23 protein-coding genes, 1 tRNA gene and 2 pseudogenes are annotated in these 23,427 nt (G+C 55.9%); 15 read left to right on the top strand and 11 right to left on the bottom strand.

All coding sequences use genetic code 11. The annotated features are described in order from the left end of the window. Nucleotides 1-2: 2 nt before the first annotated feature. Both UTO39_RS12710 and UTO39_RS12715 read right to left on the bottom strand, forming a co-directional pair. A pseudogene (locus UTO39_RS12710) lies at nt 3-429 on the bottom strand (tail fiber assembly protein). Continuing rightward, nucleotides 429-911, bottom strand: a complete 483-nt coding sequence (locus UTO39_RS12715; RefSeq protein WP_320727316.1) for a hypothetical protein — start codon at nt 909-911, stop codon at nt 429-431. The pseudogene UTO39_RS12710 and the gene UTO39_RS12715 overlap by 1 nt, the downstream one beginning before the upstream one ends. 617 nt (nt 912-1,528) lie before the next feature. Here UTO39_RS12715 and UTO39_RS12720 point away from each other — a divergent pair. Then, nucleotides 1,529-1,801, top strand: a pseudogene (locus UTO39_RS12720) (tyrosine-type recombinase/integrase); the annotation flags it as partial. Nucleotides 1,802-1,816: 15 nt separating this feature from the next. On the opposite strand, the gene UTO39_RS12725 reads toward UTO39_RS12720, so the two are convergent. After that, nucleotides 1,817-1,893: transfer RNA gene (locus UTO39_RS12725), tRNA-Arg, on the bottom strand. Nucleotides 1,894-2,171: 278 nt separating this feature from the next. Here UTO39_RS12725 and UTO39_RS12730 point away from each other — a divergent pair. The 3 genes from UTO39_RS12730 to fimZ all read left to right on the top strand — a co-directional run bounded on the left by UTO39_RS12730 (nt 2,172) and on the right by fimZ (nt 5,056). Then, nucleotides 2,172-2,870 (top strand): EAL domain-containing protein, encoded by a 699-nt coding sequence (locus tag UTO39_RS12730; RefSeq protein WP_320727317.1) that lies wholly within the window; start codon nt 2,172-2,174, stop codon nt 2,868-2,870. Nucleotides 2,871-2,894: 24 nt separating this feature from the next. Beyond that, nucleotides 2,895-3,611: a response regulator transcription factor gene (locus UTO39_RS12735; protein ID WP_061098980.1), complete on the top strand. Its 717-nt coding sequence runs from the start codon at nt 2,895-2,897 to the stop codon at nt 3,609-3,611. A gap of 812 nt (nt 3,612-4,423) precedes the next feature. Next, complete coding sequence (gene fimZ / locus UTO39_RS12740; protein WP_061098981.1) at nt 4,424-5,056, top strand: fimbria biosynthesis transcriptional regulator FimZ; 633 nt, start codon at nt 4,424-4,426, stop codon at nt 5,054-5,056. A 51-nt stretch (nt 5,057-5,107) separates the two neighbouring features. Here fimZ and sfmF read toward each other — a convergent pair whose 3' ends face one another. From sfmF to fimA, 6 genes are all read right to left on the bottom strand, one after another. Beyond that, nucleotides 5,108-5,629, bottom strand: a complete 522-nt coding sequence (gene sfmF, locus UTO39_RS12745) for a fimbria assembly protein (RefSeq protein WP_320727318.1) — start codon at nt 5,627-5,629, stop codon at nt 5,108-5,110. A gap of 9 nt (nt 5,630-5,638) precedes the next feature. Then, nucleotides 5,639-6,646 (bottom strand): type 1 fimbria D-mannose specific adhesin FimH, encoded by a 1,008-nt coding sequence (gene fimH, locus UTO39_RS12750; protein ID WP_320727319.1) that lies wholly within the window; start codon nt 6,644-6,646, stop codon nt 5,639-5,641. Then, nucleotides 6,639-9,200 (bottom strand): fimbrial biogenesis usher protein, encoded by a 2,562-nt coding sequence (locus UTO39_RS12755; RefSeq protein ID WP_320727320.1) that lies wholly within the window; start codon nt 9,198-9,200, stop codon nt 6,639-6,641. Before UTO39_RS12755 ends, fimH begins: the two co-directional genes overlap by 8 nt. Nucleotides 9,201-9,214: 14 nt before the next feature. Next, entirely contained in the window at nt 9,215-9,907 is a 693-nt protein-coding gene (fimC, locus tag UTO39_RS12760) for a type 1 fimbria chaperone FimC (RefSeq protein WP_320727321.1), read from the bottom strand. A gap of 34 nt (nt 9,908-9,941) precedes the next feature. Further along, nucleotides 9,942-10,487: a type 1 fimbrial protein subunit FimI gene (gene fimI, locus UTO39_RS12765; protein ID WP_028012227.1), complete on the bottom strand. Its 546-nt coding sequence runs from the start codon at nt 10,485-10,487 to the stop codon at nt 9,942-9,944. Between the two features lie 68 nt (nt 10,488-10,555). Continuing rightward, nucleotides 10,556-11,119 carry a type 1 fimbrial major subunit FimA gene (gene fimA / locus UTO39_RS12770; protein ID WP_028012226.1) on the bottom strand — a complete coding sequence of 188 codons (564 nt, stop codon included), beginning with the start codon at nt 11,117-11,119 and terminating at the stop codon, nt 10,556-10,558. A 310-nt stretch (nt 11,120-11,429) separates the two neighbouring features. On the opposite strand from fimA, the gene folD reads away from it, so the two are divergent. From folD to UTO39_RS12795, 5 genes are all read left to right on the top strand, one after another. Further along, nucleotides 11,430-12,296, top strand: coding sequence for a bifunctional methylenetetrahydrofolate dehydrogenase/methenyltetrahydrofolate cyclohydrolase FolD (gene folD / locus UTO39_RS12775; protein WP_028012225.1), 867 nt, complete (start codon nt 11,430-11,432; stop codon nt 12,294-12,296). 1 nt (nt 12,297) lies between these two features. Further along, entirely contained in the window at nt 12,298-12,510 is a 213-nt protein-coding gene (gene ybcJ / locus UTO39_RS12780; protein WP_028012224.1) for a ribosome-associated protein YbcJ, read from the top strand. 232 nt (nt 12,511-12,742) lie between these two features. After that, nucleotides 12,743-14,242 (top strand): PTS transporter subunit EIIC, encoded by a 1,500-nt coding sequence (locus UTO39_RS12785; protein WP_028012223.1) that lies wholly within the window; start codon nt 12,743-12,745, stop codon nt 14,240-14,242. A gap of 83 nt (nt 14,243-14,325) precedes the next feature. Then, complete coding sequence (malI, locus tag UTO39_RS12790; RefSeq protein WP_253540979.1) at nt 14,326-15,342, top strand: Mal regulon transcriptional regulator MalI; 1,017 nt, start codon at nt 14,326-14,328, stop codon at nt 15,340-15,342. A 73-nt stretch (nt 15,343-15,415) separates the two neighbouring features. After that, entirely contained in the window at nt 15,416-15,940 is a 525-nt protein-coding gene (locus UTO39_RS12795; RefSeq protein WP_320727322.1) for a metal-dependent hydrolase, read from the top strand. A gap of 90 nt (nt 15,941-16,030) precedes the next feature. Here UTO39_RS12795 and cysS read toward each other — a convergent pair whose 3' ends face one another. Then, a complete protein-coding gene (cysS, locus tag UTO39_RS12800) occupies nt 16,031-17,416 on the bottom strand; it encodes a cysteine--tRNA ligase (RefSeq protein ID WP_320727323.1) in 1,386 nt (461 codons plus the stop codon). Nucleotides 17,417-17,591: 175 nt separating this feature from the next. Between cysS and ppiB the strand changes: the two genes are divergently transcribed. The 6 genes from ppiB to mnmH all read left to right on the top strand — a co-directional run bounded on the left by ppiB (nt 17,592) and on the right by mnmH (nt 22,061). Then, nucleotides 17,592-18,086, top strand: coding sequence for a peptidylprolyl isomerase B (gene ppiB / locus UTO39_RS12805; RefSeq protein ID WP_000256009.1), 495 nt, complete (start codon nt 17,592-17,594; stop codon nt 18,084-18,086). A 3-nt stretch (nt 18,087-18,089) separates the two neighbouring features. After that, a complete protein-coding gene (gene lpxH, locus UTO39_RS12810; RefSeq protein ID WP_320727324.1) occupies nt 18,090-18,812 on the top strand; it encodes a UDP-2,3-diacylglucosamine diphosphatase in 723 nt (240 codons plus the stop codon). 139 nt (nt 18,813-18,951) lie between these two features. Next, nucleotides 18,952-19,161: a YdgH/BhsA/McbA-like domain containing protein gene (locus UTO39_RS12815; protein ID WP_151413926.1), complete on the top strand. Its 210-nt coding sequence runs from the start codon at nt 18,952-18,954 to the stop codon at nt 19,159-19,161. A 171-nt stretch (nt 19,162-19,332) separates the two neighbouring features. Continuing rightward, nucleotides 19,333-19,842: a 5-(carboxyamino)imidazole ribonucleotide mutase gene (purE, locus tag UTO39_RS12820; protein WP_320727325.1), complete on the top strand. Its 510-nt coding sequence runs from the start codon at nt 19,333-19,335 to the stop codon at nt 19,840-19,842. Beyond that, on the top strand, nt 19,839-20,906 hold the full coding sequence (gene purK / locus UTO39_RS12825; RefSeq protein ID WP_320727326.1) for a 5-(carboxyamino)imidazole ribonucleotide synthase: 1,068 nt from the start codon (nt 19,839-19,841) through the stop codon (nt 20,904-20,906). The genes purE and purK overlap by 4 nt, the downstream gene beginning before the upstream one ends. An 84-nt stretch (nt 20,907-20,990) precedes the next feature. Then, nucleotides 20,991-22,061 carry a tRNA 2-selenouridine(34) synthase MnmH gene (gene mnmH / locus UTO39_RS12830; protein ID WP_320727327.1) on the top strand — a complete coding sequence of 357 codons (1,071 nt, stop codon included), beginning with the start codon at nt 20,991-20,993 and terminating at the stop codon, nt 22,059-22,061. 90 nt (nt 22,062-22,151) lie between these two features. On the opposite strand, the gene UTO39_RS12835 is transcribed toward mnmH, so the two are convergent. Further along, nucleotides 22,152-23,297 carry a porin gene (locus tag UTO39_RS12835; protein ID WP_061098992.1) on the bottom strand — a complete coding sequence of 382 codons (1,146 nt, stop codon included), beginning with the start codon at nt 23,295-23,297 and terminating at the stop codon, nt 22,152-22,154. Nucleotides 23,298-23,427: the final 130 nt, after the last annotated feature.

Here is a 23,427-nt window from a genome sequence, read left to right on the forward strand (position 1 = left end):
TCTTATTTTGGAGAAACAGGCCAATCTATTTTTGGTGAAGTCGATGAGTCAACCTTATCAAGTGTATCCAAATAATCCAGCCAAAGATTATACTGCGCCAGTTCGTCACCTTTAAGGCGACCTATTGCAGCCTTGCCAGGCCATTGTTTAATATTGATATTTGCATTATCCAGGCCGATTAGGCGCATTTTTCTGCTTCAGCAATAGCGATAAGTCGCTCCTGCGTAGGGGTTGGAACTTGCTCCCATGCAGGAAGACCATTATCACCGGCAACACGATATTTATCGGCATGAGCTACAGACGTAAATTCAAGAAAACAATCTTTACTTACTTCCCATCATCTGGCTAGGAGCGAGCCGCGACGTAATCATCCTTCATATCGACAGGATAAAATGCGTTGTTTTTTGCGCTGTAAATATATTCTGACATTATTTATGCTCCAATTGCTTCCCAGGCAACTGTGACAGCCATCCCTGAGTGATTGTTTTGTTGGTTAAATCGACTGCGATTACATTGAGTCGAATTTGGGTAGTTGAGATCGCTTCCGCAGTTGCGAAGCATGGTGTATTCGTAGTGGTTTGTGCGCCATTTGCTCGGAAGTTCAGAACCCCGTTAGGGAACGGAATGGCAAAAGTATCCAACGCGAAATCAGTGCTTGCATTTGCAGCAGGGATGCTGATTGTGCCCCACTGCCGAATCTGTCCTGAAGGTAGTTTTTCATAACCTTTCGTGACAGCAGACACCTGGAATGAGCTCATATCAGGTATCTGCCCAGCCCCCGCACCGACATTTTTAGTGGCAGCAGTTCCTAAACCAAGGCTTGTTCTGGCTCCTGCAGCATCGGTAGCACCAATCCCGCCCCAAGCAATAGAGAGTGCTATTATAGTTCCAGTGCTAGTCTGAGCCCCCATGTTCCGGCGTTGTCAATTACGACAGATTTTGAGGAATAAGGTGATGACATATCGGACACGCTACCTGATGCCCCGAATTGGGCAATTCCTTAATTTACCCTTGCACCAACCAGAGTATTCGCTCCGGTCCCTCCTCCTTGAATGGTTAAAGGTAATGAATTGCCAGCAGAGTCTTGTCCCCCCCCAGTTTCCTGAATTAGATACATAGAAGAAGACCCCTGAAGTTGGTGCTGATACCGTGCTTATATTCCCGCTTTATCCAAAGCTGTTCACTCCAAGGTTTGTTCTGGCACCCAAAAGCGTGTTGGCGCTAGTGCCGCCGCCCGCCAGTGGTAATGGAAGGGCATTGCCTACGGAATCCTGCCCCCCAGTATCCACTGGGGGTCACATAGAAGAAGACACCACCGGATGGAGCAGAAACTGTGGTAACCGAACCATCATTATTGAACGACTGAAGACCGAGGTTAGTCTTGGCTGTTGTCACAGTGCCGTCTGCTTTGATGTCTCCGAACGGGTTACTTCTGGAAAGGAAGTTGCCAAGGACATAGCTTACTGTGCCTGCAGTCATCATATTTGCGGCAATGTCATTTGCAGACCAGGCGCGGGCCACCGTACCCTCCTGGCGCATTGGCCTGGCAAAAGCGGGGATAGAGGACTTCCGTTTTAACGACCTCCGGCATACCTGGGCTAGCTGGTTAACTCAGTCCGGCGTGCCGCTGTCCGTTCTGCAAGAAATGGGCAGTTGAGAGTCGATCGAAATGGTCCGTCGTTATGCTCACCTGGCACCGAACCACTTAAGCGAACATGCACGGAAAATTGATGCCATTTTTGGCAACCATGGCACAAATACGACACAAGGAGAAAATCAGGCTGGGTTGAAACTGGCGTAAGTACCTATATTTAAATGGCACGCCCTGTAGGATTCGAACCTACGACCTACGGCTTAGAAGGCCGTTGCTCTATCCAACTGAGCTAAGGGCGCACTGAGAAGAGTGAACTTCGCGGTGGTGAAACGCGAAGAATTATACGGTCAATGGCAGGTGAGTCAATGCCTTTTCCGTTTTCGGGGGCAATTACCGCTAGCCGATTGTAAATACGGCTATTTTCTCAACATTTCTCGCTGTTTCACCGTAAAATTTAGCGCTGCGAAAAGGCTTAGTTGCATTTAAGTAACGCCTGCTGTTTTCCTGCTCGTCGGCTCGTCACACTAGAGCGAGGTTTCCCGGCCGCCTGGAGGCTGACAGACAACAGGACAATGGAGTGACAGCGCAAAACCCGTTCGATACGCCCCCCCGGTTACAGTTTATTTCTCAGGACATCGTCGGCATCAAACTGGAGCCTGTCGTCGCCCTCACCTCTCAGCGTCAGGTTGGCGTGGAGGTGCTTAGCATTCTGTCCGAACCGCAGCACAGCGAGGATTTTTTCCACCATCGGTCGGCAGGCTGGTCAATGACGCTGCTCGAAGCGCAGCTTGCCGCACTAAAAAAGACGCCGCACGGTAATAACCTTTTTATTAATCTGCCGATAACCGTTCTGACAGAGCCAGCGTCTTTTCAGCGGCTCATCAATCTGAAAAACACGCCGCTGAATATCGAGATTGTTGACCTCTCTGCCTTTCTGGCGTTCTCTGCCGCTCAGAAGCAGCGCGTCATTCAAAACCTGTCGAAACTCCGGGAACAGGGGCACAGTATATGGCTGGATGACATCGACGAATCTGTCATTCAGCCGTTTTTATTTTGTCGATTACCGTTGAACGGCATCAAAATTGATAAGGGCGCATTCTGGCGTTTACGCGCCACACCCGCGCTGAGGCAGCTAGTTTCACGTTGCTTTCAGCTGGCCGGGAGCGTACTCATCGAAGGTATTGAGACTGAACGCGATCGCACCTGGGCACTGCAGGCAGGCGCAGATCTCGGCCAGGGTTATTACTGGCCGTCCTGGACATGGCCGGAGGATTAAAGAGCCATTTCCAGGAGGGAGACCATGCGAATGACAGTGCGCCGTTACCGGCGGCGGCGTACAGGAAGTGATGCACTGGGATTTACGCGCTCACCTTTTGCTCCCCCCTTTTTCGACCGGCTCGAGTTTTTGAGCCAGTCCATCAGCCAGCCCCGAAAAACCGACGCTCCGTTTATCATTCTGGTCACGGAGGATCATTTTCTGCGCACCGGTTTTCTCAATGGGCAGTTTCCCCTGAGCAGCTGTTGCGACTATACCTCGCTGGATGATGCCCTCGGCGCTCAGGCCCAATGGCCTTCAGCGCGTCTGGTGGTGGATGTTGAAAGCCGTTCCACCGGGCTGATCGATCAGCTGGATCAGTTAAGAAGGCATAGCCTGTATCCCCCCTTCCTGACGCCGTGGCTACTGGTCCGGGCAGATAATTATGATACCCGCCTCTTCTGCAAAGCGGCGGGACCTTTTCACGTGCTGGAACGTCAGATGAACGCGGCAGGTCTTCAGCACAGCCTGATGGATACCCGTCCACCGCAGGGGTCCGATAAAGACTGGTTTTCCCGCAACGAATGGCCCATTTTGCAGGAGCTTGCCCGCGGTAAGACGCTACGTCAGATCGCCCTTCTGCAGAATCGCCCCTATAGCCGCATTATCTACCGTCTGAGCTGCATCCTGCTTAAGCTGGGGCTGAGCCATCGCCAGGAATTGTTACACCTTCTTAATAACCTTTCAGACTGCACGTTCTAACTTACTCACTAACCTCTTATTTCCTAAAGCGGTTTAGGAATTTACTTACCATCCATGTTATTGAATGGTTAAATTTTAACAATGTATTCGATTTTATAACTATTCCTAATTTATGGCTCGGAACCATGTGAAATGTCACAGAATGAATCAAAGGCAGCACTTTCCTCCATCCGTTAAGTGAATGCAGAAGGCGTTAATAAGATGATAATGATGTAAAAACAAGCAGCTTCGCTTCACACTCCAGGAGCGGAAAGCAAAGTGGGTAGCATGTTCTCCTGCGCGATGATGGCGTGACGTTGATGCGCCTTAAGCACTTTCAGATGAAGGTTTGACACCTTGCGAGGGCACTTTTTCGCCTCTTTTACCCTGGCTCGCCCTAAGAACTGACGCCCTCTTTCGTTAACAAACACGCAACATAAAGAGACATCTGTTATTTTTTGTTATTACATAAAGATGAAAAGGTGCGGTAAATGGGATAACAGGATATTTCCGCTAAATTTAAAAACATAGCCATTCAGATCCAGAAGATAATACAAACCAATAAGCGGAGATTAATTTACAGGGTTTTCGGAAAAAACTTACTCTGTATAATAAGATGCGTACCAAATCTGAATAAGAAAAATCTTTTTGCCAACACCAGCCAAATGAGATGACCGCGCTGAGGCACTGTTCTTTTCATTACGTAAACAAGGATGCTTTCGCTCTTTCCAGGGAAATACTACGGTATAGGGATCTGCACTTTATATCCTTCCGGCATTTCGAGAGTTTTACAAAACTCTGCATAACGCTTTTAACAATCTGAGGCATTAAAAATGAAACCGGCATCCGTTATCATTATGGACGAACATCCTATCGTCAGAATGTCGATAGAGGTCCTGCTACAGAAAAATAAAAATATCACAGTCAAGCTTAAGTCTGGCGATAGCCATGAAGTTCTTGACTGCATTCGCAATCATCCTATCGATTTGGTGATCCTTGACATCGAACTCACGGGCACAGACGCCTTCGCTTTACTGAAGAGAATCAGAAACTTAAACAAAGACATCAAGGTTCTGTTCCTCTCCTCTAAATCAGAGTTATTTTACGCGGGTCGTGCGATTCGCGCCGGGGCCAACGGCTTCGTCAGTAAACGAAAAGATTTGGGAGAGATCTACAACGCCGTAGAGATGATTTTGATGGGCTATTCTTTTTTCCCGTCTGAAACGCTGAATTTTATTAACCATATGGGTTCGGGAAAAGGGATGGCAGTGGATATGCCATTATCGAATCGCGAGGTCACGGTATTACGTTATCTGGCGAATGGATTATCCAATAAGGAGATTGCTGAGCAGTTACTGTTAAGCAATAAGACCATTAGTGCGCACAAATCCAATATTTATTCCAAGCTTGGCGTACAAAGCATCGTGGAATTAATAGATTACGCCAAAGCGCACGAGCTGCTATAACCTGAATTCACTCCCTGCAGTTTATCCGAGCTGCAGGGAGTGCGGTCAGTGCTAATTATAATTAATCATGAAGGTGGCATCCGCATCAGCCCGTCCGGGCTGAGGGTTATCGGCCGTGGCAATATAATTGGCATAAAATGACAGAGTCGCATTCCCCTGTGCATCAACCGTAACCGGCTGGCTGGCCTGCTGAAGCGCCAGACGCGTTTTATCCGCATCCCTGATCTCGACGGCGACGTGGCTCGCTGTACTGGCGTCATTCAGCGCCAGCAGCCCGCTATTGCTCCCGTCGGCCTTACCCGAGAACGTAATGGACGCCGCCCCGGGCGGACAGCCGGTCAGCTTCAGCGTGAAGGGCATAGGCTGCGTGCGGCTCCCCGTGGTGTTGAGCTGCCTGGTGGGCCAGGTGCCCAGCGTGACCGTTTTGTCGCTATCGTTACCCTCTGCCACGCAGGTGAAATCGACAATATTGCCGTAGAGCCGAATATTAATTTCGCCCAATGCGGTTTCCGCCTGAGCCTGGGTGCAAAGCGCAAAGAGCGCCACGGTGATAAAACGGATCCCGTTTCGCATATCTGCTCCTTAGTCGTAATCCACGCGCAAATATCCGCGCGAGGTAAAGCGCCCTTCCGCTGGCTTGTTGCCCGTCACGCTCACCGGCCAGACCCGGATCCCCACCTGTGCCTGCGCGCTGTCGTCCAGGCGGAACGGAATTTTGCTCGTCAGGTTGTTAGGCGTGAGCGGCGCACCGCTCTCGTTGGCAATGATGAACCCCACATCCGGGTTATCCGACACCAGCGCATTATCGGAGACCTTTTCAGCCTCGACGCGCATCGTCAGCATGGCGTTTGCCTCCACGTTGGTGCATTTAATCGCGATGGTTTTGCTCTGCGATGAGACCCCCTCCGGCTTGTTACCCACGCCCGCCTTGCTGAACAGGGAGGCGCCGATGTCGCCGAAATCAAATTCAACCACATTGCCGGCGTTGATGGCGCAGCTCTGGGGCACCTGAATGGTTCCGCTGTAGCTGATGGTGTAGACCGGCGTGGTCAACGGATCGGAGGAGGTGGTGGTGACGTAAACCCGGAACATAGTGGCACGCGGGATCACCACCATATTGATAAAGCGTCGGGTCACCTTAAGACGGAAAATAAGGCTGGAATCCTGCACGCCAAACGGTTTGTTTTTTGAAACGTTAGGATGGCTTCCCATCTGGATATAGCTTTTGGGGGGATAAAACGCGCCGGCATAGCTGTCCGTGATCTTCATCGCCCCGTCCAGATAGTCGTTAAGCTTCAGATACTGATAGCCATCGCTGGTCCCGGTGATCGGGTAATCCGTCACGTAGCTGCGCTTGGTGGTATTCCCGACGGTGCCCTTCGGGCAGACGGCGTTTACCCCCACCCACTGCGATTTCTCGCTGAGGGTGACAACCTGCCCGACCAGGTTATTCGAGCTGTTGAATTTATCCGTCAGGTCGTAATGCACCTCCGTCGGCACGCCCTTTTCATTGACGCACACGGTGGCTAACGCGTTTGTCGCGGGCAGGAGTGCCAGAAGCGACAGGGCAAAGATATGGATTTTAATCACAGCGGATCCCCTTAAGTGTGATGGCCTGTTGCAGGCTCTTTTCAGGCAAGCTGTAAGGCGCACGGCACTGGGACTGCGCCCCGTTACCCCACTGGACCAGCAGTTCGCCCTCCAGCGGCAGCCCACTCAGGTAAATTTGCCCGTCATCCCCCACCATGCTGGTCACCCCGCTCTGGGTTTCGCGCACCACCGCACCGAACGGCACCGGCTGGTTGCCGCGCGTTACCGTCAGCAGGGCGCGCACGCCAATGCGGGTATCAAAGCTGGCGCGGACCAGCGCGCCTTTGGTCGGCACCACGCTGCTCACGTTGTTTTCGATATCGGTGTTGTTGCTCATGGTATTGGTATCCAGCGCCACGCGGTTGTAGCGGTAGACGGTGGCATACGGCATGACCGCGTAGCCTCGCCAGTCGGTCTTCACGCCGGTCTGGTTTTCCACGCTGACGCCTGATGCCCCCGGCGCCTTAATCAGCACGTTGGTATCGCCCAGCGGCTGGCTGAAGGTCACGCCGTCGGCATGGCCAACCACTCCGCCGGAGAGCTGCCAGTTGAGATCGTGCTGATCGCGGGAATAGTTGTAGCCCACGCCCAGCGTGCCGTAGGTCGCCTGCCAGTTGGCGCTGGCGCTTCCGCTTGAGCCGTTGGTGCTGGCGTGTCCCTGGGTCACGCTGTAGTTCAGGTTGCGGTCCTCCAGCAGCGTGCCGCTGACGCCGGTTTGCCAGCTCGTGTCGCCATCGCTGTTTCGGCTGGCGGATGCGGTGGCATAGGCGCGATCGATCGCGCTGTCCCGGCGATAGCCCTGGCGGGTAAAGAGGCTAAACGGCACGGAGACGTTAAACGACGCGATCCGGTCGGTACCGTCGATCCCGACGGATTTGTTCCACGACCATGACAGGGAGTAGTTGACCCCCTTCACGCCCCCCGCGTAGCCCAGCTGATACCAGAGGTTCGTTTCGTCCGTCCCCCAGTAGGTTTGCTCGCTCCCGGAGATATAGACCGAGCCGTAATCCCCCAGCGACTGGGAAATGTTGAGCTGGAAGCGGCCCTTTTTATTCCACGTCAGGTTGTGATAGCTCTGCACGTCCGGCACATCGTTATCGTCCTGGCTATCGGCATACTGGTAGCCCTCCATGGAGCGCCAGGCCACGTCGTCCAGGGTATAAAACCCCTTCGTTGAGTAGCGGTAGCCCAGCAGCTGGAAGTTGGTGCCAAATCCGTTCAGCGATTTTGCATAGAGAAAACGCAGGGACTGACCTTCATGTTTGCTGTCGTCCGCGAGCTGGCTGCGGGCGTGGGTGATATCGACGGAGACTGCGCCCCAGTCACCGAGGTTTTTCCCGGCGCCGACGGCCACTGCGGTATAGCGTGACGCCAGCTGGGTGCCGCCATAGAGCGTAAAGCCGTTGGCAAGGCCGGTAATCAGGGTGCCCTGAGCGAAGAACGGTGTATCCTGGTCGCTGTTACCGCTGCGGTAGTCCCCCGCCACGAGGTCATATTTCCAGCGCCCTTCACGCTGCAGGAGCGGCACGGTGGAATACGGTACGGTGTAGCGCTGCTGGCTGCCGTCTTTCTCTTCCACCGTGACGTCCAGGTCACCGCTGGAGGAGGTCGGGTTAAGATCGGTGATGGCGAACGCGCCGGGCTGGACGTAGCTTTGATAGATAACGTAGCCGTTCTGGCGAACCACCACTTTGGCGGGCGTACGGGCAATACCGCGCACGGTCGGCGCGTAGCCCTGCAGGCTGTCGGGGTACATGCTGTCAGACGAATAGAGCCGCCCGCCGCGAAAACCGACGCTGTCGAAAACGTCATTCCCGGTGTTGCTGTCGCCCAGCACCAGCTCACTTTTCAGCGGGATAACTGTGCGCTGCGCCCAGGTGCCAATATTCTGCCACTCGCTGCGCCGCTTGCCGTTATTTTGCGTGTAGCGCCATGCGCCGTTGTTGCGTAAACGCCAGGCACCATAGTTCAGCCCGCTCTGCAGGTTCAGGTAATAGCTATCGTCTTCGCTTCCCCGGTTGCCCGTGAAGCTGTAGTTCACCAGCGCGGCGGGAATGCCTTCATCCCACTGTTCAGGCGGAATATAGCCGCGCGCGCTATTCTGCATCGCCACCTGCGGCAGGCTGACGTTCAGGCGCTGTGAGGCAAAGTTAAATGCCGTTTCGCTGCCGGGAATGGCCGTGGTCAACGGAACGCACGTTTCACCCTGCACCTTCGCCAGCTCGGGAAATGCGGCAACGTTGACGCCAAAGCGATCGAGCATCGCGCGCGTAATGCACGGCGACAGGCCGCCCGCCACCGGCGGCGTGTTCTCGGCCTGTTCAAAACGCACGTCCTGGGTGCCGATAAACTCATCGTTACGCCAGATATCCACGCGATAGATGCCGGGTGCCTGCTGGTGCCCCTGTTCAAAACGCGACAAATCCGCCACGCTGGCGGTGTCGTCGGACAAGAAGGCCGGGTTGAAGTAGCTTTCGCTCCAGCCGGCCTGCGGCCAGAGCGCGGCCATCAGCGCCAGCGCAACCGGGCAGTAACGTCCCTGGTGGTTTTTCATCGCCCTGACTCTGCTCACAGGTTGACGCTGCGCGCCGGTGTAATGGCGCCGTAGTCATTCACGCTCTGCCAGGAGAGCGTACCGCCGGCCCCGGCGGGCAGCACCTGCTGAGCCGAGTTTTTCGGCGCCACCATCAGGTTTTCCAGCGTCTGACCGCCCAGCTTCAGGTTGACCAGAGTGATGTAATACGGCGAGGCGTTGCTGACTTTGAGATGATTCCCCACGCGCTCAAAACGCAGCTGGGAAAGCGCCTCATCCGGCTGCATCGCCAGGTTATTCGGGCGCACAAAGAGCTTGATGCGCGAAAGGATCGCCAGCTGCAGCACGTTATTGTTTTCTGTTTTCGCTTTGTTCACTGACGGGATCGCCTTCACGTTCATGTAAAAGAGCGATTCGCGATCGACAGGCAGCGCCGGACCGGCGTAAATAATACGCAGCGTGTTTTCGCTGTCCGGCTCGCTAACAAACAGCGGTGGCGTGACGGCAAAGGTTTTTTCCTTTTGCCCGCTGGCATTTTCGATCCACGCGTTAATTAAATAGCGTTCTTGTTTATTGCTGTTGGTGATCGCCAGCGACGTTTGCTTCGCATCCGCCGGGTAAATAACGCGCGTGGCCCCCAGCGCAATACCGCCGGAAGCATTCGCGCATGCGGAAACCATCATTAAAATAAACGATAAAAGCAGTCCTGGTTTAATTAGCATATTCATCAAAACCGTACCTTTAATAATGTGTTCGCAGGTGTTATGGATAAATCAACGTAAACCAGACATCCGACTGAATATTGCCTGGCACGAGGTGTTCGGAAATAGCGCGATAGCGGGCGCTAAAATGAAATGCGAGCTCGCTGGTATTCACGGGCAACCAGCTGACGGCCGTCGCATTCGGGATAATCTGACGCTGCTGCTCATCAAAAAGCGCCAGCCCCACGCCGCTGCTGACAGGCGTTTCACCTGGCCGCGATGTCGCCAGAAAAACCTGCGGATCTTCCGCGGGCGTCACGCCCTGAAACTGGATCCCCACGATGCGCGAGACATCCACGCTGCAGTCCAGCAGCCGCACGGTGAACGGCACATTAACCGTTGAAAAGCTGCCCACACCGGAAAATGAATTGGTTCGGTACTGCCCCATGTCGATGCGCATATTCTGGCTGTCGGGCGCCACGGCGCAGCCGCCGTTTACCAGCTCCCCCCGAAGATGCACCTTGCCGCCTTCGATCACCACGGTATGCGCCGATGCCGGGCAGGCCATCGCAAGGGTTAACAGCAGTAGTGTTCCAGTCCTTGTCATCCTTCGTTCCTGGCAGTAGCGTATGACGGGCCTCGTCCCTGAGGCCTGAACATCCCTGTGCGAGGGTATTATTCGTATTTCATTACGAAGGTGGCGTCAGCGTTCGCCTGGCCTGGCTCGGTGGTCGCAGCCGTTGATTTGTAGCGCGCGGTGAATTGCAGGGTGTTAGTCCCTTTAATCAGGTCTTTCGCGGCAGAGAAGGTGGCACCGTCCGGGGTCAGCACGCTGGATTTGCTGTCGAGGATCTCGATACCCACGCCTTTCGCGGTGTTGTCGTTGTTACCGGACGTCACGGCCAGCAGGGTTTTGTCGGTCGCGTCGATCTGGCCGGTGAAAGCAACGGCAGCGGTTTTAGCAACCAGCGGATCGCAGTCATTCAGTTCAATGTTGAACGGAATATTAGAGGTGGTGTCGCCCACTTTGGTGAATTTCGCGGTACGATACTGACCGAGATTAACCGTCTGCTCGGAAGAATCGGTATTTACTGAACAAGCAGCATTAACCAGTTCACCTTTAAAATGCACGGTACCGCCATTTACGGTAACCGGCGTAACTGGGTCGGCTGCATTAGCGGCACCCGCGACCAGGGCCAGTGTTGCAATAACAGAAGAAGCAATGTTGCTGAGTTTCATGTCTATTCCTTTAAAATGTAAATAACCCTTCCCGCGAAAAATCGGGAATAAGAAATACGTTCAATTGCGTAATTGAAAACTTATTTCGGAGGAGACAAAGTAGCTCAGGAAGCAATTTTTAAATATGTCAAAACACTGCCATTTCGCCAGGTCACATCCTAATACCGCCTAAGAAATTGACCATCACTTAAGAAGGGTTTTTGCCCCTCACGGATGAAAACTCGTAAAGGGTGACTGACAGCGGGGCTCGCTTCTGACAAAATACAGGCAATCCCCCCTTTCAAACGTTACAGACGGAATCTTCTCTCTGATGGCAGCAAAGATTATTGACGGTAAAACGATTGCGCAGCAGGTGCGCTCTGAGGTCGCGGAAAAAGTGAAGGCGCGTAAAGCGGCCGGAAAGCGCGCCCCAGGGCTGGCCGTTGTGCTGGTTGGCAGCAACCCGGCATCGCAGATTTATGTCGGCAGCAAACGCAAAGCGTGTGAAGAGGTGGGGTTCGTCTCCCGCTCTTACGATTTGCCGGAAACCACCAGCGAAGCGGAACTGCTGGAACTTATTGACACCCTGAATGCCGATAAAGAGATCGACGGCATTCTGGTTCAGCTGCCGCTGCCTGCGGGCATCGACAACGTGAAGGTGCTGGAGCGCATCGCGCCGGATAAAGACGTTGACGGTTTCCACCCGTACAACGTGGGCCGCCTGTGCCAGCGCGCGCCGCGTCTGCGCCCGTGCACCCCGCGCGGCATCGTGACGCTGCTGGAGCGTTATAACATCGACACCTACGGCCTGAACGCCGTGGTCATCGGTGCGTCCAACATCGTGGGCCGTCCGATGAGCATGGAGCTGCTGCTGGCAGGCTGCACAACCACCGTGACCCACCGCTTCACCAAAAACCTGCGTCACCACGTTGAAAACGCCGATCTGCTGATCGTCGCGGTCGGCAAGCCGGGCTTTATTCCGGGCGAGTGGATCAAAGAGGGCGCGATTGTCGTGGACGTCGGGATTAACCGTCTGGAAAACGGCAAAGTGGTCGGCGACGTGGTGTACGAAGATGCGGCGGCTCGCGCCTCTTACATCACGCCAGTACCGGGCGGCGTTGGCCCGATGACCGTCGCAACCCTGATTCAGAATACTTTGCAGGCATGCGAAGAGTACCACGATGTAGAGGAAGCATAAGATGGCCACATTTTCATTAGGCAAACACCCGCACGTTGAGCTGTGCGATCTGCTCAAGCTGGAAGGCTGGAGCGAAAGCGGCGCGCAGGCGAAAATCGTTATCGCCGACGGGCAGGTGAAAGTAGATGGCGTAGTGGAAACCCGCAAGCGCTGCAAGATTGTCGCCGGCCAGACCGTGAGCTTTGAAGGGCAGAGCGTGACCGTGACGGCCTGAGTTCCCCCTCACCTTAACCCTCTCCCCAACGGGGAGAGGGGATCAAAAATTCCCCCATATCCATCACGGTTAATTATCGATCAACTTCAAATAATCACGATCCCCTCTGGGTGAAACGTGAAAATTATGTTGCACGTTTTTCAGACTTTCCCCACGATAAGTAGAACGTTCTACTAAAACGTTCTACTTACAATAACAGCGCCAAAAAAAGCGCTACTCGGGGGAAATCAGCATGAGTCTGATATCAGGGTTTGTTAAATCGCTGTCTAAGTTATCGATGATTGGTCGCGCCTTAATGCTGCCAATTTCACTGCTTCCCGCTGCGGGCCTGCTGCTGGCCTTCGGCGATAAGTTCCACCTGCCGCTGATGATGAACGCCGGCGGGGTTATCTTTGATAACCTGCCGATGCTGTTTGCCATCGGCTCCGCCGTGGGTCTGGCGTCCGAGTCCGGCATCGCGGCGCTCTCGGCGGCGGTTTCGGTGTTTGTCACTAACATCACCATCAGCACCGTGTTAAGCATTACGCCGGAAATGGCTTCGCAGGGCGGAAAATACGCCATGGTGGTCGGCATCCCGACGCTGCAGATGGGCGTCTTTGGCGGGCTTATCTGCGGGATCCTCGCGGCCTGGTGCTATAACCGCTTCCACACCATGCAGCTGCCGGAGTTCCTCGGCTTCTTCTCCGGGAAGCGCTTTGTGGCAATCGCCACGGCGTTCCTCTCATTCCTGATGGGGCTGCTGCTGCCGTACGTCTGGCAGCACATTCAGGCCGGTATCGACGCGCTCTCCGTGATCGTAAACGGTGATAACCAGGCGGCATCGACCTTTATCTTCGGGCTGGTGGAGCGCGCGCTGATCCCGCTCGGCCTGCACCATATCTGGTATCCGTCCTTCTGGTATTCGTTCGGGGATTACACCACCCAGGCGGGACAGGTGATCCACGGCGACCAGACCATCTGGTTCAAGATGCTGGAAGAGGGCGTGAAATCCTTCAGCAGCGACACCTACCAGAACGCCGGTAAGTTCATGCAGGGCGAGTTCCCGCTGATGCTGTTCGCGCTGCCCGCGGCGTGTCTGGCGATGTACCACGAAGCGCACACCAAAAATAAGAAAATCGCGGCCGGTATTCTCTTCTCCGCTGCCCTCACCTGCTTCCTGACGGGGATCACCGAGCCGGTAGAGTTCACCTTTATCTTCGTGGCGCCGATTCTGTACGTCTTTAACGCCATCATGGCGGGCCTGGCGTACATGACCATGTACCTGCTGCACGCACATATCGCCAAATCGTTCTCGGCGGGCTTTATTGACTACCTGTCATTCGGGATCCTGCCGTCGTTTAACGGCTATCAGACCAACTTCCTGAGCGCCATTATCATCGGCATTCCGATGGCGCTGATTTACTACTTCACGTTCCGCTTCGTGATCCGCCGCTTCGACGTGAAAACGCCGGGCCGTACGGAAGTGACCGCCAGCGCGAATGACAAGTCCGATTCCGAACTTGCTACCGAAATCATCGGCCTGCTGGGCGGCGCGCAGAACATTGACTCCGTCGGCTCCTGCATCACCCGCCTGCGTCTGGAAGTGGCGAAGAGCGATGCGGTGGACAGGGACGGACTGAACGGGCTCGGGGCGCGCGGCGTGGTCTTCGTCGGCGACAACGGGATCCAGGTAATTTTCGGTGCCAGAGCACAGTTTATCGCCCAGACCATGTCCACCATGATCGGCAAATAATAAGATGCCTGAACGACACGTCTCCTGTACGCTGGGAGCCGTGTCTTATCCGGCTGATATTCGGTACATTTCAGGGAGCGGTTTTGAAGAAAGTCAGCATCATTGATGTCGCAAAGCACGCGGGCGTCTCGGTCTCTACCGTCTCGCTGGTGCTACGTCAGAAAGGGAAAATCTCAGAGGCGACGATCGAGAAGGTCAATGCCGCCATCACGACGCTGGGCTATGTTCATAACGTTGCCGCTGCCAACCTCCGCGCCAACACCTCCAATCTTATCGGCCTGATCCTGCGCGACTTCAGCGACAGCTTTTCCATCAAGGTGATGGCGAGCATCGTTCAGGAGCTGGAGAAGCAGGGTTATATGGTTTTTCTCGGCCAGCCGCTCAACGACGGCGAACATCTGGAACGCACCCTGCTGTCGTTTAAGCAGCAGGGCGTCGCGGGCGTTATTTATCTCGCGTCTGACACCCGTAACGCCGCTTTACCGGAGCAGATCCGCCAGTGCCCGCTGCCGCTGGTAGCTGTCTCGCAGTCTCTGCTGGATGAAAAATGCAATCTGGTAATGCGCGATAACCGTCAGGCGGCGAACCTTGCCGCACGCTATCTTATCGAGCGCGGACACCGCACGATCGCCTACATTGGCGGGCGCGAGGGCTGTCTTATCCGCGAGCAGCGCCTGCTCGGCTTTCGCAGCGCGATGACGCAAAATGGGCTGGTCTGGCGCGATGATTATTCACCGGCCTGCAGCGACGACACCCAGGCCGCCGCGATGGCAACGCGCCAGCTGCTGGAGAAAAACAGCTCCATCACCGCCCTGCTCTGCCATTCGCCGGATGCGATGATTGGCTCCATTTCAGGCATTCATCAGGTGGGCCGCACCGTGGGGAAAGACGTTTTCTTAACCCAGCAGGTGGCGCTGATCGGTTTTGAAGATATGCTGCACGTCAACCTCACCTCCCCTTCCTTCACCTACGTCTCCTCGGCCAGCGATGAAACCGGGCGACAGGCGGCGGGGCTGATTATCCGCAAGCTGAAGGAGCCGGATCTGCAAACCCAGCGCATTACGCTGTCCGGGCAGCTTATCGCGCGCGAGTCGGCGTAAAATCAGAATTTGACACAGGTTTGCTGCAGCGGATTCGCTGCTATATTGCCATGATTTGCCATGGATAATTGCAATGCCTACCGTTATCACTCACGCTGCTGTCCCTCTTTGCCTGGGCTTAGGTCTGGGAACGAAAGTCATCCCTCCCCGCCTGCTGTTTGCCGGTATCGTGCTCGCCATGCTGCCGGACGCCGACGTGCTGGCGTTCAAATTCGGCGTCGCCTACGGGAATATTTTCGGCCACCGCGGCTTTACCCATTCGCTGCTGTTTGCCTTTGTTGTGCCGATACTGTGCGTGCTGACTGGACGACGATGGTTCCGGGCCAGCCTGACGCGCTGCTGGCTGTTTTTAACCGTGTCTTTGCTGTCGCACAGCCTGCTGGATTCGATTACAACGGGCGGGAAAGGCGTTGGCTGGCTGTGGCCGTGGTCGGATGAACGCTTCTTCGCGCCGTGGCAGGTGATTAAGGTCGCGCCGTTTGCGCTGTCGCGCTACGCCACGCCGTACGGGCATCAGGTCATTATCTCGGAACTGCTGTGGGTGTGGCTGCCGGGGGTAGTGCTGATGGGGTTGCTGTGGTGGAAGCGTGCACGCTGATGCCCTCACCCCGGCCCTCTCCCATAGGGAGAGGGAGACAACCGAACGATCCCCTCTCCCTTAGGGAGAGGGTTAGGGTGAGGGGGAAAATTACTTACGACGCCAGGTCGTCCCCTGCGGGCCGTCTTCCAGAATGATGCCCATCTCGGTCAGACGGTTACGCGCCGCATCCGCCGCCGCCCAGTCTTTCGCCTGACGCGCTTCCAGACGCGCTTTGATCAACGCTTCAATTTCCGCCACTTCACCGTCGTCCGCCTGCGCGCCGCTCTGCAGGAACGCGTCCGGCTCCTGCTCCAGCAGGCCGAGCACGGAAGAGAGCTTGCGCAGATGGGACGCCAGGGCATTCGCCGCCGCCATGTCCTCTGACTTCAGGCGGTTCACTTCGCGCGCCATGTCGAACAGCACGGAGTAGGCTTCCGGGGTGTTGAAGTCATCGTTCATCACCTCAACAAAGCGCGCTTCAAACGCTTCGCCGCCCGCTGCAGGCACAGATTTGTCGGTACCGCGCAGCGCGGTGTACAGACGCTCCAGCGCCGAGCGAGCCTGCTTCAGGTTCTCTTCGCTGTAGTTCAGCTGGCTACGGTAGTGGCCGGACATCAGGAAATAGCGCACGGTTTCCGCGTCGTAGTATTTGAGCACGTCGCGCACGGTGAAGAAGTTGCCCAGCGATTTCGACATCTTCTCGCGGTCAACCATCACCATCCCGGAGTGCATCCAGTAGTTTACGTACTCGCCGCCGTGGGCGCAGGTGGACTGCGCGATTTCGTTTTCGTGATGCGGGAACATCAGATCCGAACCGCCGCCGTGAATGTCGAAGTGGTTACCCAGCTGCTTGCAGTTCATCGCGGAACACTCAATGTGCCAGCCGGGACGGCCTTCGCCCCACGGGGATGGCCAGCTTGGTTCGCCCGCTTTGGACATTTTCCACAGCACGAAGTCCATCGGGTTACGCTTCACGTCAACCACGTCCACGCGCGCGCCGGCCTGCAGCTGGTCCAGATCCTGACGGGAAAGCGCGCCGTAGGTTGGGTCCGTCGGCACGGAGAACATCACGTCGCCGTTGTCCGCCACGTAGGCGTGACCGCGCGCGATCAGCTTCTCGGTGATCTCGATAATTTCGTGAATATGGTGGGTCGCGCGCGGCTCGCTGTCCGGGCGCAGAATATTTAAGGCATCAAAGTCTTTGTGCATCTCAACGATCATGCGATCCACCAGCGCAACAAAGCTTTCGCCGTTTTCATTAGCGCGCTTGATGATTTTGTCGTCAATGTCGGTAATGTTACGCACGTACTTCAGGTTATAGCCCAGGAAGCGCAGGTAGCGAGAGACGACGTCGAACGCGACAAAGGTACGGCCATGGCCGATATGACAGAGATCGTAAACCGTAATACCACACACGTACATGCCGACTTCCCCGGCATGGATAGGTTTAAATTCCTCTTTCTGGCGCGTCATTGTATTAAAGATTTTTAACATCGAAGATTCCATGTAAACACGTGTGTGGGTTGTTTGTTCCCTATAATACCCATAATTCGGAATAGGATCAGCACACAATGCAAGGTGATCGCGTCCTGTGGTTATGCTATAACAAGCCCCTATATATGACCCGAAGGCGGGTCGACGTACCACAATAACGGAACAGGATGCAAAAATGGTTACTTTCCACACTAATCATGGCGATATCGTAATCAAAACCTTTGATGACAAAGCGCCTGAAACAGTTAAAAACTTCCTGGACTACTGCCGCGAAGGTTTCTACAACAACACTATTTTCCACCGCGTGATCAACGGCTTTATGATCCAGGGCGGCGGTTTCGAGCCTGGCATGCGCCAGAAAGAGACCAAAGAAGCGATCAAAAACGAAGCGAACAACGGCCTGAAAAACACCCGCGGTACGCTGGCAATGGCCCGTACTCAGGCGCCTCACTCTGCAACCGCGCAGTTCTTCATCAACGTGGCTGACAACGACTTCCTGAACTTCTCCGGCGAAAGCCTGCAGGGTTGGGGCTACTGCGTGTTCGCAGAAGTGGTTGAAGGTATGGACGTGGTCGACAAGATCAAAGCCGTTTCTACCGGCCGCAGCGGTATGCACCAGGACGTTCCTAAAGAAGACGTTGTGATTACAAGCGTGACCGTCAGCGAGTAATTCGTGGCGACACTCTTTATTGCGGATCTGCATCTGCAAACAGAAGAACCGGCGATAACCGCCGGTTTTCTGCGTTTTTTACGCGGTGAAGCGAAAAGCGCCGACGCGCTGTACATCCTGGGCGACCTGTTTGAGGCCTGGATTGGCGACGACGATCCTAACCCACTGCACCGTGAAATGGCTGCCGCCATTAAAACGCTGGTGGATTCCGGCGTCCCCTGCTACTTCATTCACGGCAACCGTGATTTCCTGCTCGGCAAACGCTACGCCCGCGAAAGCGGCATGACGCTGCTTCCGGAAGAGCAGGTGCTCGACCTCTATGGCCGCAGGGTGCTGATCATGCACGGCGACACGCTCTGCACCGACGATACCGGCTACCTGGCGTTTCGCGCCAAGGTCCACACCCCGTGGATCCAGAAGGTGTTCCTTGCCCTGCCGCTGTTTATCCGCAGCCGCATCGCCGCCAGAATGCGCGCGGGCAGTAAAGCCGCTAACAGCAGCAAATCCCTGACCATCATGGACGTCAATCCGCAGGCGGTGGTGAACGTGATGGAAAAGCACCGCGTTCAGTGGTTGATCCACGGTCATACGCATCGTCCTGACGTGCATTCTCTTATCGCCAACGGCGAACCGGCCCATCGCGTGGTGCTCGGCGCGTGGCACAGCGAAGGCTCGATGGTCAAAGTCACGCCAGAGGGCGTGGAGCTGATCGCTTTTCCGTTCTAGTCCCCCCTTTACACTCATTCTATTTTTTTGAACGATACAGGCAAATTGTTTCGATTTTAATCAGTCCGTGGTCGGCCTATTATTTATCACATCAGGGCAACACGCCCTATCCCAAACAAAATACTTAAGGAATACGACCATGAAATCCATCAAAACTTTCGTTGCAGTTGCTGCTCTCTCCCTGGTTTCTTTCGGATCTTTCGCTCAGACCGTGAGCGCAACCGGTTCAACCCTTGACCGTGCGGAAGCGAAAATTGCTGCCCAGGCTGCGGAACAAGGTGCGTCCTATAAAATCACCAGCGCACAGTTCAACAACCGCGTGTACATGACCGCAGAACTGACGAAATAATGATTGCCGCTCGACGAAAACAGACCGCCAGAACGCGGTCTGTTTTGTTATGAATTGATGGCAACAACGGCTCAAGATTTAACCGCGCAACCGTTTTCCTTGCCCGTATAACATGCTATTCTCTGTGCCCTCGAAAGCAGTGTGTTTCGCACCACAGGAGTTTTAAGACGCATGTCTTCCCGCAATAATCCGGCGCGTGTCGCCATCGTGATGGGGTCCAAAAGCGACTGGGCTACCATGCAGTTCGCCGCCGAAATCTTTGAAATCCTGAATGTTCCGCACCACGTTGAAGTGGTCTCCGCGCACCGTACGCCGGACAAACTGTTCAGCTTCGCCGAGAGCGCCGAAGAGAACGGTTACGAGGTGATCGTTGCCGGTGCGGGCGGCGCAGCACATCTGCCGGGCATGATTGCCGCCAAAACGCTGGTGCCGGTTCTGGGCGTTCCGGTCCAAAGCGCCGCGTTAAGCGGTGTCGATAGCCTCTACTCCATCGTCCAGATGCCGCGCGGTATTCCTGTCGGCACGCTGGCGATTGGCAAAGCGGGCGCGGCGAACGCCGCCCTGCTGGCCGCGCAAATTCTTGCGACGCGCGACAAAGATTTACGCCAGCGCCTGGCGGAGTGGCGCAAAGCCCAGACCGACGAGGTGCTGGATAACCCGGACCCGCGGGGTGCGGCATGAAGCAGGTTTGCGTCCTCGGTAACGGCCAGCTGGGCCGCATGCTGCGTCAGGCCGGCGAGCCGCTGGGTATTGCCGTCTGGCCCGTCGGGCTGGACGCCGAGCCGGAGGCGGTACCGTTTCACCAGAGCGTGATCACCGCCGAAATCGAACGCTGGCCGGAAACCGCGCTGACCCGCGAGCTGGCGCGCCATAACGCCTTCGTGAATCGCGACGTGTTCCCGATCATCGCCGACCGTCTGACGCAAAAGCAGCTGTTCGACAAGCTCGGCCTTGCGACCGCGCCGTGGCAGCTGTTGTCTGAAAAAAGCGAGTGGAATGACGTCTTCGCCATGCTGGGCGAGCTGGCGATCGTGAAGCGCCGCGTCGGCGGATACGACGGCCGCGGCCAGTGGCGCCTGCGCGCGCATGAAACCGCCGAGCTGCCGGACGACTGCTACGGCGAGTGCATCGTTGAGCAGGGCATCAACTTTAGCGGCGAAGTGTCGCTGGTAGGCGCCCGCGGGCACGATGGCCGCACGGTGTTTTACCCGCTGACGCATAACCTGCATCAGGACGGCATTCTGCGCACCAGCGTCGCCTTCCCGCACGCCAGTCCCGACCAGCAGGCGCAGGCGGAAGAGATGCTCTCTGCCATCATGCACGAGCTGGGCTACGTGGGCGTGATGGCGATGGAGTGTTTCGTCACGCCGTCGGGTCTGCTGATTAACGAGCTGGCCCCGCGCGTGCACAACAGCGGCCACTGGACGCAAAACGGCGCGTCTATCAGCCAGTTCGAGCTGCACCTGCGCGCCATCACCGACCTGCCGCTGCCGCAGCCCGTCGTTAACAGCCCGTCGGTGATGATCAACCTGATCGGTACCGATCTGAACTACGACTGGCTGAAGCTGCCGCTGGTGCATCTGCACTGGTATGACAAAGAGGTCCGCGCGGGTCGTAAGGTCGGTCACCTCAACCTGAACGATACCGATACCGACCGCCTGAGCGCCACCCTGGAGGCGATCGTTCCTCTCCTGCCGCCGGAATACGCGAGCGGCATTGTCTGGGCACAATCAAAGCTCAAGTAAGACATCTGCGCCGGGGAGTTGACCTTCCCCTTCCCCGGCGTACAATCCCCGCCCATTGCTGCTGAGTTTTCTTCTGGAATAACCATGAACGATGGAACGGACTATCGCGCGATCCTCGCGTCTGATACCCCTTTAATCGACGTTCGCGCGCCGATCGAATTTGCCCAGGGCGCGATGCCTGCGGCAGTCAACCTGCCCTTAATGAACGACGACGAGCGCGCCGCCGTCGGCACCTGCTACAAACGCCAGGGCCCCGAGGCCGCGCTGGCGCTCGGCCATAGTCTGGTGAAAGGCGAGACGCGCGGCGCGCGCGTCAGCGCCTGGCGCGAAGCCTGCCTTGCCCATCCTGAGGGCTATCTCTGCTGCGCGCGCGGCGGCCAGCGTTCACATATCTCTCAGGCCTGGCTGAAAGAGGCGGGCATCGACTACCCGCTGATCCGCGGCGGCTATAAGGCCCTGCGCCAGACGGCGATTCAGGTGACCATTGAGCAGTCGCAAAAACCGATGGTGCTTATTGGCGGCTGTACCGGAAACGGTAAAACGCTGCTGGTGAAGCAGCACGCGCAGGGTATCGATCTGGAAGGGCTGGCGCACCATCGCGGATCGTCGTTTGGCCGCACGCTGACGCCGCAGCTTTCCCAGGCCAGCTTTGAAAATCACCTTGCGGTTGAGCTATTGAAAAAAGACGCCGCGCGCTGGGTGCTGGAAGATGAAGGCCGGATGATTGGCTCCAACCACCTGCCGGAGTGCCTGCGCGACCGGATGGTTGACGCTCCTATCGCGGTCGTTGAAGACCCGTTTGACGTCCGCCTTGAGCGCCTGCGCGAAGAGTATTTCGACCACATGTGGGCGGATTTTTCTGCCGCGTACGGTGAGGAGGCGGGCTGGAAAGAGTACAGCGAGTACCTGCACCATGGCCTGTTCGCCATTCGCCGCCGTCTGGGGCTGCAGCGTTTTGCGGAATTTACGGTGCTGCTGAACGCTGCACTTGCCGAACAACAGCGAACGGGCAGCACTGACGCACATTTCAGTTGGCTTGCGCCGCTCCTGAAAGACTATTACGACCCGATGTACGGCTATCAGCTGGATAAAAAGGCTGAGAAGATTGTGTTTCGCGGGACGTTTGCAGAAATTGCCGAGTGGCTTAATCGCTGAAAAAAGCCGGGTGGCGGCTACGCCTTACCCGGCCTACATGTGCTACCCGACTGTTCCCTCTCCCTTTCAGGGAGAGGGTTAGGGTGAGGGTTAGAAGTCGTAACGCAGGCGCACCAGGTTCATATCGCCCAGGTTGTCGGTGCTGGAAGTGAACACGTGTTCGTAATCCACGCGGAAACCGTAATCCAGCTGGAAGCTGATACCCACGCCGTTGTCGATGCGCTGGTAGTTGCGGCCGTTCACGTACTCGATGCGGTCACCCATGAAGTAAGGCTGGATGGATTTCACCGCGTACTGACCGATTGGGAATTTGTACCCCGCAAAGTATTCAATACCCCACGCGTCGCCCGCAAAGTAGTCATTAACAGACACTTTTTTGGTGGTCAGGAAGTTCTGGTACCAGCCGCCGCCCGCGGAGAAGGTCCAGTTGTCCGGCGTCCAGCTCAGCGCGGTACCGACGATATTCTGATCGTAGGTTTTGCTGTCGCCGTTGTCCGGGTTACGCATGTCGGCGCGGGTGTAGTTCCAGGCAGCGCCCCAGGTCAGATCGGTGGTCAGGTGGTAATCGATACCCAGCGAGCCGCCGCCTTTACGCTTGTAGCGCAGGCCGTTGCCCGGCAGGTATTCGCTGTCTTCAAACAGGTAGGATGCATAGATGTCCGCATCGCCCACGGTTTTCTTGTATTTCAGCATCTGGCGTGAACGGTAAGAGCCGTCGTAGTCGCCGTTGATCCCGTTACCCGGCGCCTGGGCGATCATGTCGTAGTCCCAGATATCGGTTTTCGCGCCCACCACATCATAGTAAACGCTGTTCTGTTGGCCGAAGGTCAGCGTACCCCAGGTATCGCTCTTCAGGCCGGTGTAGAGCATGCGGCGAGTGGTGTCGTGTGCCCCGTCTGCATAGTGATTATCCCAGTTAAACTGGGCAGGGATGTTCACCCCCAGCTCGTAGTAGCTGATCCAGCTGATGTCATCAAACAGGTAGTAATCAGCCGCGAAACGGAAACGGGTGCCGCCGTCAAAGCCGTTACGCTTGTAGCCGTTTTTACCGTCGTCGCCGGTCATGTTCTGGAACTGCGGACGAATGCTGCCGCCAACGGTGAAGTTCAGGCGGCTCAGCGGGTTACCCGCCTGAGGATCCTGCTTAAGTACGGTGATTTCTGCCTGAGATGCAAAAGTAGTCAATGCCACTGCCGCGCCGATCGTTGCCGCCAGCGCTGATTTTTTTATAGTCATTATTTTTCCTTAATAGACACGCTGCTAAATATTTAGCTGGTGAATATTAACCGGAAATATTCGGGCTGTGTGGACGGGTTTTTAATGTTTTGTGCTGCTAAATGCGTTGGCATTATCACTTTGTGCTATT

The sequence above is a fragment of the Enterobacter sp. 118C5 genome, assembly GCF_034107645.1.
GTDB classification, from domain to species: domain Bacteria; phylum Pseudomonadota; class Gammaproteobacteria; order Enterobacterales; family Enterobacteriaceae; genus Enterobacter; species Enterobacter nematophilus.

Coding starts and splice junctions, on each gene's coding strand:
- UTO39_RS12835 (WP_061098992.1), bottom strand. CDS start 23,297: ATGACTATAAAAAAATCAGCGCTGGCGGCAACGATCGGCGCGGCAGTG.
- UTO39_RS12815 (WP_151413926.1), top strand. CDS start 18,952: ATGAAATCCATCAAAACTTTCGTTGCAGTTGCTGCTCTCTCCCTGGTT.
- ppiB (WP_000256009.1), top strand. CDS start 17,592: ATGGTTACTTTCCACACTAATCATGGCGATATCGTAATCAAAACCTTT.
- mnmH (WP_320727327.1), top strand. CDS start 20,991: ATGAACGATGGAACGGACTATCGCGCGATCCTCGCGTCTGATACCCCT.
- UTO39_RS12795 (WP_320727322.1), top strand. CDS start 15,416: ATGCCTACCGTTATCACTCACGCTGCTGTCCCTCTTTGCCTGGGCTTA.
- UTO39_RS12735 (WP_061098980.1), top strand. CDS start 2,895: ATGCGAATGACAGTGCGCCGTTACCGGCGGCGGCGTACAGGAAGTGAT.
- fimI (WP_028012227.1), bottom strand. CDS start 10,487: ATGACAAGGACTGGAACACTACTGCTGTTAACCCTTGCGATGGCCTGC.
- fimZ (WP_061098981.1), top strand. CDS start 4,424: ATGAAACCGGCATCCGTTATCATTATGGACGAACATCCTATCGTCAGA.
- folD (WP_028012225.1), top strand. CDS start 11,430: ATGGCAGCAAAGATTATTGACGGTAAAACGATTGCGCAGCAGGTGCGC.
- cysS (WP_320727323.1), bottom strand. CDS start 17,416: ATGTTAAAAATCTTTAATACAATGACGCGCCAGAAAGAGGAATTTAAA.
- UTO39_RS12755 (WP_320727320.1), bottom strand. CDS start 9,200: ATGAAAAACCACCAGGGACGTTACTGCCCGGTTGCGCTGGCGCTGATG.
- purE (WP_320727325.1), top strand. CDS start 19,333: ATGTCTTCCCGCAATAATCCGGCGCGTGTCGCCATCGTGATGGGGTCC.
- UTO39_RS12715 (WP_320727316.1), bottom strand. CDS start 911: ATGGGGGCTCAGACTAGCACTGGAACTATAATAGCACTCTCTATTGCT.
- ybcJ (WP_028012224.1), top strand. CDS start 12,298: ATGGCCACATTTTCATTAGGCAAACACCCGCACGTTGAGCTGTGCGAT.
- UTO39_RS12785 (WP_028012223.1), top strand. CDS start 12,743: ATGAGTCTGATATCAGGGTTTGTTAAATCGCTGTCTAAGTTATCGATG.
- sfmF (WP_320727318.1), bottom strand. CDS start 5,629: ATGCGAAACGGGATCCGTTTTATCACCGTGGCGCTCTTTGCGCTTTGC.
- fimC (WP_320727321.1), bottom strand. CDS start 9,907: ATGAATATGCTAATTAAACCAGGACTGCTTTTATCGTTTATTTTAATG.
- fimA (WP_028012226.1), bottom strand. CDS start 11,119: ATGAAACTCAGCAACATTGCTTCTTCTGTTATTGCAACACTGGCCCTG.
- purK (WP_320727326.1), top strand. CDS start 19,839: ATGAAGCAGGTTTGCGTCCTCGGTAACGGCCAGCTGGGCCGCATGCTG.